15 protein-coding genes are annotated in these 12737 nt (G+C 59.1%); 8 read left to right on the top strand and 7 right to left on the bottom strand.

The genetic code is table 11. From position 1 onward, the window contains the following. Positions 1-95: 95 nt before the first annotated feature. The 3 genes from rpmG to radC form a co-directional block, all read right to left on the bottom strand. Positions 96-263 (bottom strand): 50S ribosomal protein L33, encoded by a 168-nt coding sequence (rpmG, locus tag PVT67_RS00680; RefSeq protein WP_050658901.1) that lies wholly within the window; start codon positions 261-263, stop codon positions 96-98. 10 nt (positions 264-273) lie between these two features. Continuing rightward, on the bottom strand, positions 274-510 hold the full coding sequence (rpmB, locus tag PVT67_RS00675; RefSeq protein ID WP_008482453.1) for a 50S ribosomal protein L28: 237 nt from the start codon (positions 508-510) through the stop codon (positions 274-276). 110 nt (positions 511-620) lie between these two features. Beyond that, positions 621-1295: a RadC family protein gene (gene radC / locus PVT67_RS00670; protein ID WP_301496765.1), complete on the bottom strand. Its 675-nt coding sequence runs from the start codon at positions 1293-1295 to the stop codon at positions 621-623. Positions 1296-1390: 95 nt separating this feature from the next. Between radC and coaBC the strand changes: the two genes are divergently transcribed. The 4 genes from coaBC to PVT67_RS00650 all read left to right on the top strand — a co-directional run bounded on the left by coaBC (position 1391) and on the right by PVT67_RS00650 (position 4141). Next, positions 1391-2590, top strand: a complete 1200-nt coding sequence (coaBC, locus tag PVT67_RS00665) for a bifunctional phosphopantothenoylcysteine decarboxylase/phosphopantothenate--cysteine ligase CoaBC (protein WP_301496763.1) — start codon at positions 1391-1393, stop codon at positions 2588-2590. After that, positions 2587-3045: a dUTP diphosphatase gene (gene dut, locus PVT67_RS00660; protein ID WP_301496761.1), complete on the top strand. Its 459-nt coding sequence runs from the start codon at positions 2587-2589 to the stop codon at positions 3043-3045. Before coaBC ends, dut begins: the two co-directional genes overlap by 4 nt. Before the next feature lie 98 nt (positions 3046-3143). Further along, entirely contained in the window at positions 3144-3728 is a 585-nt protein-coding gene (gene slmA / locus PVT67_RS00655; RefSeq protein ID WP_301496759.1) for a nucleoid occlusion factor SlmA, read from the top strand. A gap of 41 nt (positions 3729-3769) precedes the next feature. After that, positions 3770-4141 (top strand): DUF5362 domain-containing protein, encoded by a 372-nt coding sequence (locus PVT67_RS00650; RefSeq protein ID WP_301496757.1) that lies wholly within the window; start codon positions 3770-3772, stop codon positions 4139-4141. Between the two features lie 28 nt (positions 4142-4169). On the opposite strand, the gene PVT67_RS00645 is transcribed toward PVT67_RS00650, so the two are convergent. The 3 genes from PVT67_RS00645 to rph all read right to left on the bottom strand — a co-directional run bounded on the left by PVT67_RS00645 (position 4170) and on the right by rph (position 7819). Beyond that, positions 4170-6233, bottom strand: coding sequence for a TonB-dependent siderophore receptor (locus PVT67_RS00645; RefSeq protein WP_301496755.1), 2064 nt, complete (start codon positions 6231-6233; stop codon positions 4170-4172). A gap of 184 nt (positions 6234-6417) precedes the next feature. Then, a complete protein-coding gene (pyrE, locus tag PVT67_RS00640) occupies positions 6418-7059 on the bottom strand; it encodes an orotate phosphoribosyltransferase (protein WP_301496753.1) in 642 nt (213 codons plus the stop codon). A 46-nt stretch (positions 7060-7105) separates the two neighbouring features. After that, positions 7106-7819, bottom strand: coding sequence for a ribonuclease PH (rph, locus tag PVT67_RS00635; protein ID WP_301496751.1), 714 nt, complete (start codon positions 7817-7819; stop codon positions 7106-7108). Positions 7820-7944: 125 nt separating this feature from the next. Between rph and PVT67_RS00630 the strand changes: the two genes are divergently transcribed. Both PVT67_RS00630 and PVT67_RS00625 read left to right on the top strand, forming a co-directional pair. After that, a complete protein-coding gene (locus tag PVT67_RS00630) occupies positions 7945-8808 on the top strand; it encodes a YicC/YloC family endoribonuclease (protein ID WP_301496749.1) in 864 nt (287 codons plus the stop codon). A gap of 592 nt (positions 8809-9400) precedes the next feature. Continuing rightward, entirely contained in the window at positions 9401-10606 is a 1206-nt protein-coding gene (locus tag PVT67_RS00625; protein ID WP_301496746.1) for a tyrosine-type recombinase/integrase, read from the top strand. 9 nt (positions 10607-10615) lie between these two features. On the opposite strand, the gene PVT67_RS00620 is transcribed toward PVT67_RS00625, so the two are convergent. Further along, positions 10616-10888 carry a helix-turn-helix domain-containing protein gene (locus PVT67_RS00620; RefSeq protein WP_301496744.1) on the bottom strand — a complete coding sequence of 91 codons (273 nt, stop codon included), beginning with the start codon at positions 10886-10888 and terminating at the stop codon, positions 10616-10618. Between the two features lie 141 nt (positions 10889-11029). Here PVT67_RS00620 and PVT67_RS00615 point away from each other — a divergent pair, with 141 nt between their 5' ends. Together PVT67_RS00615 and PVT67_RS00610 are read left to right on the top strand one after the other, a co-directional pair. Next, positions 11030-12151, top strand: a complete 1122-nt coding sequence (locus tag PVT67_RS00615; RefSeq protein ID WP_301496742.1) for a hypothetical protein — start codon at positions 11030-11032, stop codon at positions 12149-12151. Between the two features lie 10 nt (positions 12152-12161). Further along, on the top strand, positions 12162-12677 hold the full coding sequence (locus PVT67_RS00610; protein WP_301496740.1) for a hypothetical protein: 516 nt from the start codon (positions 12162-12164) through the stop codon (positions 12675-12677). Positions 12678-12737: the final 60 nt, after the last annotated feature.

The raw sequence follows: 12737 nt of genomic DNA, 5'->3' as shown, positions 1-12737 counted from the left end.
ACATCGCGCCAGCGATGGCCCGAAGGGTAGGAGGCAGGGATGCCAGATACAAAAAAACCCGACCGAAGTCGGGTTTTTTTGCAAGAGGCCTGATCTTATTTGATCTTGGCTTCTTTGTAGAGAACGTGCTGACGAACAACCGGATCGAACTTTTTGATTTCCATCTTTTCCGGCATGTTGCGCTTGTTCTTGTCGGTGGTGTAGAAGTGACCGGTGCCGGCAGAGGAAACCAGCTTGATCTTCTCACGAATACCTTTTGCCATGGTTTACCCCTTAGATCTTCTCACCGCGGGCACGCAGGTCAGCCAGTACGGCGTCGATGCCCTTCTTGTCGATAATACGCATACCCTTGGTGGACAGGCGCAGCTTCACGAAACGGTTTTCGCTGGCTACCCAGAAACGGTGGGTTTGCAGGTTAGGCAGAAAACGGCGACGGGTCTTGTTGTTAGCGTGGGATACGTTGTTACCCACGACCGGACCCTTACCGGTTACTTGGCATACTCGGGACATGTAAATTCTCCAAAAAACATCAGCTCGAGCGATTATCACCTCGAGGCCGTCGCCTCAGGCGCAGAGAGGGCGCAATTTATACAGAAAAGCGGCGGCAAGATCAAGAAAGATCAGAGCCATCCCCGCTCGGCGAAGGAAACCGCCTCGCCGTCCCCCACCACCAGGTGGTCCAACAGCCGCACATCCACCAGTCCCAGGGCCGCACCGAGGCGCTCGGTGAGCTGTCTGTCGGCCCGGCTTGGCTCGGCGATACCAGACGGGTGGTTGTGCGCCAGTATCACCGCAGCTGCATTGGCCGCCAGCACCGCCCGTACCACTTCCCGGGGATAGACGGCGGCCGCGTCCAGGGTGCCGTGGAAGAGTTCCAGCAGCCTGATCACCCTATGCTGGCTGTCCAGCAGTAACAGGCAGAAGACCTCCCGGGGCCGGTCGCGCAGCTTGCCGATCAGGTAACGGCGCACCTCGTCCGGGCAGGTCAGGGCCCCTTCCCGTTGCAGTTTCTCTCCCTGTACCCGCACCGCCAGTTCCAGGGCCGCTTGGAGTTGCACGTACTTGGCGCTGCCGAGGCCGGGGCCCTGGCAAAAACGGGCCAGGTCGGCATTGAGCAGGGCCCGCAGGCCACCAAATTGCCCCAGCAGCTCGCGGGCCAGGGCCAAGGCGTCTTTGCCGGGCAGGCCCACCCGCAGCAGTATGGCCAGTAGCTCGGCGTCGCTCAGGGCACCGGCGCCAAGCGTCAGCAGCTTCTCCCTGGGCCTTTCCCCTTCGGGCCAATGCCGTATCCCCATGGCGCCTCCCTGCCCGTTGCCGGTAATTAAGGGTAGTCCAGGGCCGGGGGCAAATATGCTATCTTAGCGGCCTTCCACCGGCGGAGCCCTTGACCATGAGCCTATCTGACAAACGCATCCTGCTTGGCATCAGCGGCGGCATTGCCGCCTACAAGAGCGCCGATCTGGTGCGCCGCCTCAAGGAGCGCGGCGCCGAGGTACGGGTGGTGATGACGGCCTCCGCCAAGGAGTTCATCACTCCCCTGACCCTGCAGGCCCTGTCCGGCAACCCTGTGGGCGACAGCCTGCTCGACCCCAACGCCGAGGCGGCCATGGGCCATATCGAGCTGGCCAAATGGGCCGACCTGATACTGGTGGCCCCGGCCAGCGCCAATGTGCTGGCCCGCATCAATGCCGGCCTGGCCGACGACCTGCTGACCACCTTGATCCTGGCCTCGGCCGCTCCCTTGGCGGTGGCCCCGGCCATGAACCAGCAGATGTACAGGGCCGCCGCCACCCAGGCCAACCTCGAGGCCCTGGCCCGCCGCGGCGTCGCCATCTGGGGCCCCAACGGCGGCGAGCAGGCCTGCGGTGACGTGGGCCCGGGGCGGATGAAGGAACCCCTGGAGCTGGTGGCGGAAGTAGAGCGCCATTTCGGCCCCAAACCGCTGGCCGGCCGCAAGCTGGTGATCACCGCCGGCCCTACCCGCGAGCCATTGGACCCGGTGCGTTACCTGTCCAACCACAGCTCCGGCAAGATGGGCTTTGCCCTGGCGCAGGCCGCCGCCGAGCTGGGCGCCGACGTCACCCTGGTCAGCGGCCCGGTCAGCCTGGCAACCCCGCTTGGGGTCCGGCGTCTGGATGTGGAATCGGCCCTGGAGATGCACGAAGCGGCCCTGATTGAGGCGGCCGGCTGCGATCTCTTCATCGGCTGCGCCGCCGTTGCCGACTACAGGCCGGCCCAGCACGCCGAGCACAAGATCAAGAAAGACAACGACAAACTGGTGGTGGAGATGGTCAAGAACCCCGACATCATCAGCGACGTAGCGGCCATGGCCCAGCGCCCTGGCCTGGTAGTGGGCTTCGCCGCCGAGACCCGTGACGTGGAGCATTACGCCCGCGACAAGCTGGCCCGCAAGAAGCTCGACTGGATAGCGGCCAACGCCGTCGGCAGGGGCCTGGCCTTCGGCCAGGACGACAACCAGCTGACCCTGATCGGCCACAGCACCACCCTTCCCCTGCCCCAGGCAGACAAACTGACACTGGCCAGGCAAATGCTGGCGCACCTGGCCACCCAGCTCAGCGAGGCAAAATGAAGACCCCCATCCAACTGAAGATCCTCGACTCCCGAGTCGGTACCGAATTCCCCCTGCCCGCCTACGCCACCGACGGCTCGGCCGGCCTGGATCTGCGCGCCGTCATCGACGGCCCCATAGAACTGGCCCCGGGCGAAACCACCTTGGTGCCCACTGGCCTTGCTATCTACATCGCCGACCCCGGCCTCTGCGCCACCATCCTGCCGCGCTCCGGCCTCGGTCATAAGCACGGCATAGTCCTTGGCAACCTGGTGGGCCTTATCGATTCCGACTATCAGGGCCAGCTGATGGTATCCGTATGGAACCGCGGCCAGGACGCCTTCACAGTCCAGCCCGGCGAGCGCATTGCCCAACTGGTGTTCCTGCCCGTAGTGCAGGCCCGCTTTGACCTGGTGGACGACTTCGCGGCCACCAAACGCGGTGAAGGGGGCTTCGGACACTCCGGACGGCACTGACCGCGCTTTTTTCCTGCCTGAACACAAGATAAACTTGTGTCTACCTATCAAGGGGCCGCACTGCGGCCCCTGCTTTATCCTGCAGGGAAGTTGTAACCATGGCCAACGCCAAGACCAGCCGCCGCGAACAAATACTCCAAAGCCTTGCCCAGATGCTGGAAACCCAAGCCGGACAGCGGATCACCACCGCCAAGCTGGCCGCCCAGGTCGGGGTATCCGAAGCCGCCCTCTACCGGCACTTCCCCTCCAAGGCGCGGATGTTCGAAGGCCTTATCGATTTCATCGAAGACTCCCTGGTCTCCCGCATCAACTTGATCCTCAAGGATGAAAAGGACACCCTGACTCGTATCCACCATATGCTGCACCTGTTGCTGGCCTTCGCCGAGAAAAACCCCGGCCTGACCCGTATCATCAACGGCGACGCCCTGCAGGGCGAACAGGAAAGGCTGCGCGACCGCATCGAGTTGCTGTTCCAGAAGCTGGAAACCCAGCTCAAGCAGGTGCTGCGGGAACGCCGCCTGCGCGAAGGCAAGGGCTTCGCCGTGGACGAAGGGGTGCTGGCCAACCTGCTGCTGGCCTTCACCGAAGGCCGTATCGGCCAGTTCGTGCGGTCCGGCTTCAAACATAAACCCACAGACGGCTTCGCCGCCCAGTGGCAGCTGATCGAACAACAGCTGCTTTGATGTCGGCCGGCAGGGCGTCCCAACCTCAAGATGGAGATGTCATGCAGGAAGAACAATCTGAACTGGTCAGCCGCCTCAGCCTACCGCTGTTCCAGGCCAGGGGCTGGCTGCGGCTGGTGGGCGTCATGGCCATCATCGGCGGCGTCGCCCAGGCCCTGTCCATCGTCGGGCTGCTGGTGGCCTGGCTGCCGATCTGGATGGGGGTGCTGCTGTTCCAGTCCGCCGGTGCCCTGGAAGGGGCCCAGCTCGGCTCCGAGCAGGCCATGCAGGACGCCATGGCCAAGCTCAAGACCTACTTCACCATCATGGGCATCCTCACCCTGATCGGCATCATCTTCGTGGCCATCTTCCTGTTGATGGGCGGCGCCGCCGTCTTCATGGGCTGGGGCGGCCACATGATGAAAGACTTCTGAAAAAAGGCGCCTTGGGGCGCCTTTTTTGTCAGAAGCGGTAGCTGGCCGTCAGGTAGAGGCGCCTGTGCTCCCCGGCGAACTGACCGGTGCGGTCGATAAGGCCGCTCACCGCATAAGTCTTGTCGAAAAGGTTCTTGAGGTTGAGCTGGACCAGCCAGGCCCGCCAGCGGCTCTGCCAGGAGGCGTCGAAGACGGTGTAAGCCTTGATGCGTTGCCCCTCCTGGTTGACCTGCTCGCTGACATGGTCGGCACCGAAGGCGATGGCCGAATCCCAGGCGCTGATGTCGTAGCGGGTCCAGAGCCCCAGCTGGTGGCGCGGCGCATTGGCGAAACGGTCGCCAAAGGCGCGGCTGATGCCGCTGCTGGCCTCCAGCACCCGGGTGTCGTTGTAGGCGTAGCTCAGGTTCAGTACCCAGTTGTCACTCAAGTCGCCCAGCAGATCCATCTCCAATCCCTGGCTGCGCACCTTGCCCAGGGCCTGCAGCTTGTCCGTATCTTGTGGATCGGTCTGCAATATGTTCCGGCGGACTATGCGGTAGGCCGCCAGGTTGAGGTTGATGGCGCCGTCCAGCCAGTAGCTGCGCAGCCCTGCCTCCCACTGCCGGCTCTGCTCCGGCTCGAAGGGCCCGCCCTTGGCCGCCAGCTGGTTGCCGGGAGCCTGGGGTACAAAGCCGGTGGACCAGCTCAGGTAGGGGTGCAGCCGGTCGCTGAGCCTATAGGTGCTGCCCAGCCGGTAGGAGAAGCCGCTGTCGTCATGCTGCTGGGCCTCGCCGCTTTTCCTGTCCAGTACCCTGTCGTTGAAACCGTCCAGGCGCAGGCTGCCGGTGATGTCCCAGGCCGGGGTCAGGCGCCACTGGTCCTGCAGGGAAAGGCCGTAGCGCAGGGCCCTGGTGTCCGAATCTGTGATGAGGTGCAGCCGGTACTCGACGGGATCGGTGACGCCGTATTGGGGGTCGCCGTAACTCAGCCCCAGCACCCCGTCCGCCTTGTTGGCCCGCTGGTAATGGAATCCTTCCTCCTGGCGATAGCCGTCGGCCCCCAGCAACAGGGTGTGGTCGCCCAACTCCGCCACCAACCGGCCGGTCACGGAGGCGGCCTGGGTGTTGCGTTCCTGGTCCCGGTACTGGCGCTCCGTCCAGTCGGCCAGGCCGTCGCCGTCGCTGTCGGTCATGCTGGCCGGCTCGTGGTAGCGCTGCAGCTCGCTGTTCTCGAAGTAACGCAGCGTCAGCTGGCCCGACAGCCAGGCATTGAAGTCGTGGTCCAGGCGGGCCTGGAGCACATCGGCCTTCAGCTGCTGCACGTCAGAGGCCTCGTTGGCGTTCCAGCGGCGGTCGGCCAGGAAGTTACCCTGGCTGTCGGCGGGAATGCCCCGCAGCCGGGCGCCGCCCAGGTGCTGGTCGATATGGCGCCACTGCAAGGTCAGGGTGCTGTCGCCAAAGTCGACGGCGTAACCGGCGTCCAGGATGCGGTTGCGGTCGTCGGTGTTGAAGCGGTAGGGGTTCTGGTGGTCCTGGTAGAGGCCAAGGCGGTAACGCTGGCCGGCGTCTGTCGTCAGGGGCCCGGACAGCTCCAGGCCCAGGCCGGCGAAGTCGTCGTTGCCGAGGCGCAGCTGCAGGCGGTTGTCCCGCTCATAACCGGGCTGCTTGGTCACGTAGTTGATCAGGCCCCCCGGCTCGCCGGCACCGTAAAGGGCGGCGCTGGGGCCCTTCAACACCTGCACCTGCGCTATGCCGAACAGCTGGGGGATGGCGAAGCCGTTGAAAGGGTCGCCCCGCACGCCGTCGTAACGGATCTCGTCCTGGCGGAAGCCGCGGAAGGTCACCGCCGAGTAGGCGTTCTGGCTGACACCGCTGATGGAGCGGTAGAGGTCGGTGATCTGCAGCGCCGCCTGGTCCTCGATCAGCGCCTGGGGCAGGATCTGCAGCGACTGGGGCGTACGGGCCAGGGGAGTAGGGGTGCCGGTGGCCAGCTCGCCGTCGTCGACCCGGTAAAGGGACTGGGCGCGGCCGACGACGGTGATGCGCTCCAGGTCGCTGTCGTCGGCGGCAAGGGCTGACATGGCCGCCAGGGCCAGCAGGGAGAGAGACTTCATCTGGGACTTCCTGTGTGCCACCAACGGCGGCCTGGTCAAATCACAGGGCGCACCTTAAATGAAATCAATTCTCATTTCAATAATGCGTTCGAGCGAAAGAAAGGCCGGCTGAGCCGGCCACAAGTCTTGCAGACATCAAAAAGGCTTAACGCCTCGAACATCCTTGTCCTCTTTGCAACGGCTATCAGACGCCGTATTGCTCGCGATAGTTCCGTACCGCCTGTAAAGAATCTGCCATCTCCGGCTGCTGCTCCAGGTAGCTGATGAGGTCGGCCAGGGTGATGATGGAGATCACCTGGCAGCCGAAGTCCCGCTCCACTTCCTGGATGGCGGACAGCTCGCCCTTGCCCTTCTCCTGGCGGTCCAGGGCGATCAGCACACCGGCAAGGGTGGCGCCGGCGGCCTGGATGATGTCCATGGACTCGCGGATGGCGGTGCCGGCGGTGATCACGTCGTCCACCAGCATCACCCGCCCTTCCAGGGGGCTGCCCACCAGGCTGCCGCCTTCGCCGTGGTCCTTCTTCTCCTTGCGGTTGAAGCAGTAGGGGTAGTCGCGGTCATGGTGGTCGGCCAGGGCCACGGCCGTGGTGGTGGCGATGGGGATGCCCTTGTAGGCGGGGCCGAACAGCAGGTCGAAGTCGATGCCGGCGTCCACCAGGGCGTCGGCGTAGAAGCGGCCCAGCTTGGCCAAGTCGCGGCCGGTGTTGAAGAGGCCGGCGTTGAAGAAGTAGGGGCTCTGGCGGCCGGATTTGAGGGTAAAGCTGCCGAAACGCAGCACCTGGCGCTCGATGGCGAATTCGATAAAGGCTTTCTGGTAGGCTTTCATGGGGTCGCTTCCATAAAAAAGCGGGGCCCTGGCCCCGCCATTGCACTCACACCAGCGCGGCGCGCTGGGCGTTGAAGAGTTCGCGGATGCCGTTCTCGGCCAGCTCCAGCATGGCGTTCAGCTCCTGGCGGCTGAAGGGTTCGGCCTCGGCGGTGCCCTGCACTTCGATCATGCGGCCGTCTTCAGTCATCACCACGTTCATGTCGGTCTCGGCGCTGGAGTCTTCCTCGTAGTCGAGGTCGCAGACCGGCTCGCCGCCGACCATGCCCACCGACAGGGCCGCCACCATCTGCTTGAAGGGGTTGGCCTTGATGAGCTTCTTCTCGACCATCCAGGAGAGGGCGTCGTGGAGGGCCACACAGCCGCCGGTGATGGAGGCGGTGCGGGTGCCGCCGTCGGCCTGGATGACGTCGCAATCCACGGTGATGGTGAAGTCGCCGAGGGCGCCGAGATCCACGGCGGCGCGCAGGCTGCGGGCGATGAGGCGCTGGATCTCCATGGTCCGGCCGGACTGCTTGCCACGGGCCGCCTCGCGGTCGTTGCGGCTGTGGGTGGCGCGGGGCAGCATGCCGTACTCGGCGGTCACCCAGCCCTGGCCCTTGCCCTTCAGCCAGCGGGGCGCCCCTTCCACAACAGAAGCGGTGCAGAGCACCTTGGTGTGGCCGAATTCCACCAACACGGCGCCTTCGGCGTGCCTGGTGTAGTTGCGGGTCAGGGTGACGGTACGGGTCTGGCTGGCTGTTCTGCCGCTGTGTCGCATGGCAAGTCCTGGCAATAAGAAGTGGCGGCCATTATAGGGGATGGGCACCCGGGGGGCCAGGCGGCGGCAGCAATGGCGGCCACTTGCCTGTATACTGGATGCCTATTTGGTAAGGACCACCCCCTATGACCTACAGCATGACCGCCTTTGCCCGTAAAGATGTGCGGGCCGACTGGGGCAACGCCTCCTGGGAGATCCGCTCCGTCAACCAGCGCTACCTCGAGACCTACCTGCGCCTGCCCGAGTCCTTCCGGGGCCTGGACCCCGTGCTGCGCGACAAGCTGCGCGCCCGGCTCAACCGCGGCAAGGTGGAGGTGCAGCTGCGCTTCGAGGCGGCCGCCGCCGACGCCAACACCCTGGCCTTCAACGCCTCCCTGGCCGAGATGCTGATGGCCCGCGCCGGCGAGCTGGCCGCCAAGGTGCCCGGCGCCCAGGTCAACGTGGTGGACGTGCTGCGCTGGCCCGGCGTCATGAACGCCCCTGAGGCGGATCTCGACGCCATCAGCGAAGATCTGCTGAAGGCCTTCGACGACACCTTGCAGGACTTCATCGACGCCCGCGCCCGTGAAGGGGCCAACCTCAAGGAACTGATCGAGGCCCGCCTGGCCGGCGTGCTGGAAGAAGTGGCCAAGGTCCGCACCCGCATGCCGGAAGTGCTGGCCTGGCAAAGGGAGCGGATGCAGAACCGCTTCGAGGAAGCCAAGGTCGAATTGGACCCCGCCCGCCTCGAGCAGGAGATGGTGATGCTGGCCAGCCGCGTCGACGTGGCCGAAGAGCTGGACCGCCTCGAATCCCACGTCAAGGAAACCCGCGCCGCCCTCAAGAAAGGCGGTGCCATAGGCCGCCGCCTGGACTTCATGATGCAGGAGTTCAACCGCGAGGCGAACACCCTGGGCTCCAAATCCATCAACGCCGACATCACCGCCAGCTCGGTGGAGCTCAAGGTGCTGATAGAGCAGATGCGCGAGCAGATCCAGAATATCGAATAAGCGACATCAAGCGATTGAACTGTCTACAAGGCCCTGATAAAAGGGCCTTTTTTGTAGGCGCGTTGTCTATGAAAGTCTTTGTCCATCTCACCAAAGCCACCTCTTTATGGGTAGTACCGTGGGTAGTACTACCCAACAAAATCGCCCGCTAGTGATAAATTTCTGCCGGTACTACCCACCTCTGCTCCGTCTATCCAAACCCCATGAACCACTACACTACGACCCGCCAACCAAACAGCGTTGAGCCTGTTCCAGCAGCACGCCAAGAAGGTAAGTATCCACCACCGCTTGCACAGCAAGGGGTCTCGCACCATCTGAAAAACCGGCGGCAAACTTTCCCCTGTACTACCCACGCTTTTTTTGCTGAAGTCGAGTGACTACATCTGGGCGGTGATACCCCCCAGAAGAGCTGACCAACAACAACCCCCACACCACAAAACCCTGACTTCGCGGCTCCATGAGCCCGGCGAAGTGTTTCCCTATGGCTGGAAAACAGAAAGGAGGCTGAAGCCTCCTTTCTGTGTATCGGTGTGTCTGCGGTTCGCCTGGTCAGCATCAACTCATGGGCATCAACAAGAGGAGATGTGTCGCTATGGGCAAACTCACGGCGAAGACTGTTCAGTCTTTGATTAAAGAAGGAAAACCCAACAGGTACAGTGATGGCGATGGGCTAAACCTGATACTCCCCCGTAAAGGCTCAGCCTACTGGGCACTCAGATATACGCTGCGCGGCAAACGCCAAGAGTTCACCCTCGGAAAAGAAAAGCATTTGTCGCTTTCTGAAGCCCGTTCAAAGGCAGAGGATGCAAGGAGGATGGTACGTAGCGGCAACAACCCGATTGTCGAAAGAAAACGGGAATCAGATGTCACCATCCGCACGCTGGATGAACTCTTCAGCGACTGGCATCAGGAACGATGCCGGTGGTTGAAGCATCCAGAAATTCCTAAGCGAATTTACTGTAAAGACATATCACTCAAGTTGGGCTTATATCCCCTAGCAACGATCACCCCGTTGGAGATCAGGGCTGTACTCCGGAGCATTATCGACCGTCCAAGCATCGCCAATGACGCTCTGATGTACCTGAAGCAGCTGTTCAATCACGGCATAAAGTTGGGGCTACTCAGCAACAACCCAGCCGCCGCTTTGAAGGTTACAGACGCTGGAGGTATCGAAAAGAGTCGCGACAGGGCGTTAAGCTTGGAAGAGTTGCACAAGGCTTTTCAAATATTCAGGGAGCAAAGCGATCAATTCACCAGGGACAACTACCTCGCCTGTGCTCTACTTCTTCTGCTGGGTGTTCGGAAAAGTGAACTGATCGAAGCGACTTGGGCCGAGTTCGATCTTGAACGTTCGACTTGGGAGTTGCCTGCTGGCCGAAGCAAGACAGGCATAGGGTTCACCATACCACTGCCTCGGCTAGCCCTGACTTGGCTAGAAGAACTTCAGGTGCGTGCCTGTGGTTCGGATCACGTCTTCCCGAACCGCCGCTCAAGCAAGCGCCAGCACATGGGCAAAGATACCCTCAACAGGGCGATTGCAAAGTTGTTTGGTAGAGAAAAAGCCAAGAACGGCATGTCAGAAAACCGGATGGGAGATCTCGAATACTTCACGGTCCACGACCTACGCAGAACCTGTCGAAGCCTGTTGGCCGCTGCCGGTGTGTCTGGAGATGTCGCCGAACGTTGCCTCAACCACAAACTTAAGGGCTCTGAGGCCATCTACAACAGGCACGATTACTTGGAAGAACGCAGAGATGCACTGGAGAAGCTTGCCGCCATGGTTACACCTCTACTTTAAGGGCAAAGTTCAGAACCTGCCTTGCTGCCAAACTTTGATCATCTCGGCCAGTTCCTCTTCCTCACAATAGAAGAAGGCTGTAGGAAGGTTCAAAACCCTGGCTATCGCCCTGACAGTCAGGAAATCGGGAGCATGGACTCCGCGTTCATACTGATTCATGCGTGCAGACGCAGCAAACTCGTCAATCCCAGCTGCAATCCCTAAGGATTTCTGAGAGTAACCGCTCGCTAACCTTGCCTCTTTGAGGCGACGGGAGAAAGGGGATTCGTCCTTAGCTTGCATGTACCTGAGTGGTTCAGCTTGAAAGCTAAGATTCTCTGAGCTTACACTCGTCACAGATACTAAGGATTACTTAGTTAACTAAAGGACGCAGGCCAGCCTGACAAAAAACGGCTTATGTTTAACCGGAAAAGGAGAAGTCAAATGAAAGTAAAAGTCTCAAAATTAAAAATTGTTCTTTTATCAATAATAATGATTGCCTTATGTTCTCTTGTAGTTCTTTCGGTTTCGTTTCCTAGCCTTTTCGAAGAAGTTCATAATGAACATTCCTATCATCATGCCAATCCTTTTGAACAGTTATCTCAAATACTTTTCTATTCCTTTCAAGTAATTATTTATCCGCTTGCTTGTATAACAATAGCATTCCTTGTTTCAATGATGATAAATATTTCCTATTCATCTAACTCCTATGCTTACAAGAGCAATGGATATTTAATATATCCAACGTTCTTAAGTAAAATTCCATTAACGATAAAACTATCAGAAATAAGCAGCATTACTTACGATCCGAAGCAAGTTAAGATTGTAAGGGAAGGCGGTCAAGAGTTACTTCTATCAAGCACGGCATTTGGAGACACTGAAAAACTAAGGGGGCTTATTGAGAGTGTAAAAGCAGATATTAATAAGCACTACTCATTATATCTGAACAAGTCATCCATAAAGACAAGGGAAGCGCTACAGAAGGCCATTACTATAGCCGAACGGTCGTTTTCAATAGGTAAGGAAAAATTTCTATCAGAGTTTAAGAAAGGCGATGTATTACTTACTAAAGGCATAGCGAAAGAAAAAGCAGATGAAATATCGGAAAGAATTTCCAAAATAGGTTTGCAGACCTATTCAAAAGAGAGAATTAATCGATCAAGTTTAATAGGAAACTTTGGATATTCGATTCCTTCTCTTGTTTATCTATCTGGAACATACAACGTTCCCGGATTTTTTCTCGCCTGGGTTTTCTACATCAATTATCGCCTTCAAGGCTGGGGAGCAAAAAAGCTTGGCCTCGGTTTCATCATTCTTGCCATGGTAGCCGAAACGATACAACAGGTTGGAAACATGGAGAGTAGTGATAACAGCAGCGTTCTTGTAATACTATTTCTACTAGACTACATGATTTCAATAATCTTATCTTTGCAAATACTTAAAAACCTGGAGGGAACTGGTATCAAGTATTCGAAACCTTTGGCAGTTCTGCTCGGAAGTGTCTACGCGAACTATAAAATCAACCGTCTTGGAAATGATGAATTCCGTCGTGCCACCGAATCATAAGGAGAGAACTATGAAAAGGCAGCTACTTGTCGTTACTGTAGCTCTTTCTTTGGCCGCATGCTCGAACGAAGCGGTACAGCTCGTTAAGAACTACGAACCAGAGGATTACGGCAACAAGACCGGTCCAGCATTTGAAGCGACCTTCAATTCACCAGAATGGACTTCTGAAACGTCACCCAAGGGGTACTCGATCGTGACCTTCACCGGCTACATATCCGAAGAAACGCACCAAGCCGTAGTCGATGATTATCTATCCATGTTTGACGAAACTCCTATGTACAGATCACATGTGATTGGAAGCGCCTGCAAAATGATGTTTCTCGGCCCCGCCTTCAACTTACTGGAGAAAGGCGAAGACGTAGCCAGAAACGCTTTGATAGAGTGCTTGAAGAATGAATGGAAGGCTGGTGAAGCGGTAGAGGTTCAGTGGTCCGTGTCAGGCGGTGAAGTCACGCTAGAAAGTATGAACAGCCACGCTTGGGTAGGCCAGCCTTTTACTAACATCAACGATTATATCTATAACTAAGGCCTGCGCAACCACGTCCAGCCACATGACGCTCTGTAAAACGAAAATCTGTAAATACGG

The organism is Gallaecimonas kandeliae (assembly GCF_030450055.1).
Classification (GTDB): domain Bacteria; phylum Pseudomonadota; class Gammaproteobacteria; order Enterobacterales; family Gallaecimonadaceae; genus Gallaecimonas; species Gallaecimonas kandeliae.
This window is presented reverse-complemented; position numbering and strand designations above follow the sequence as displayed.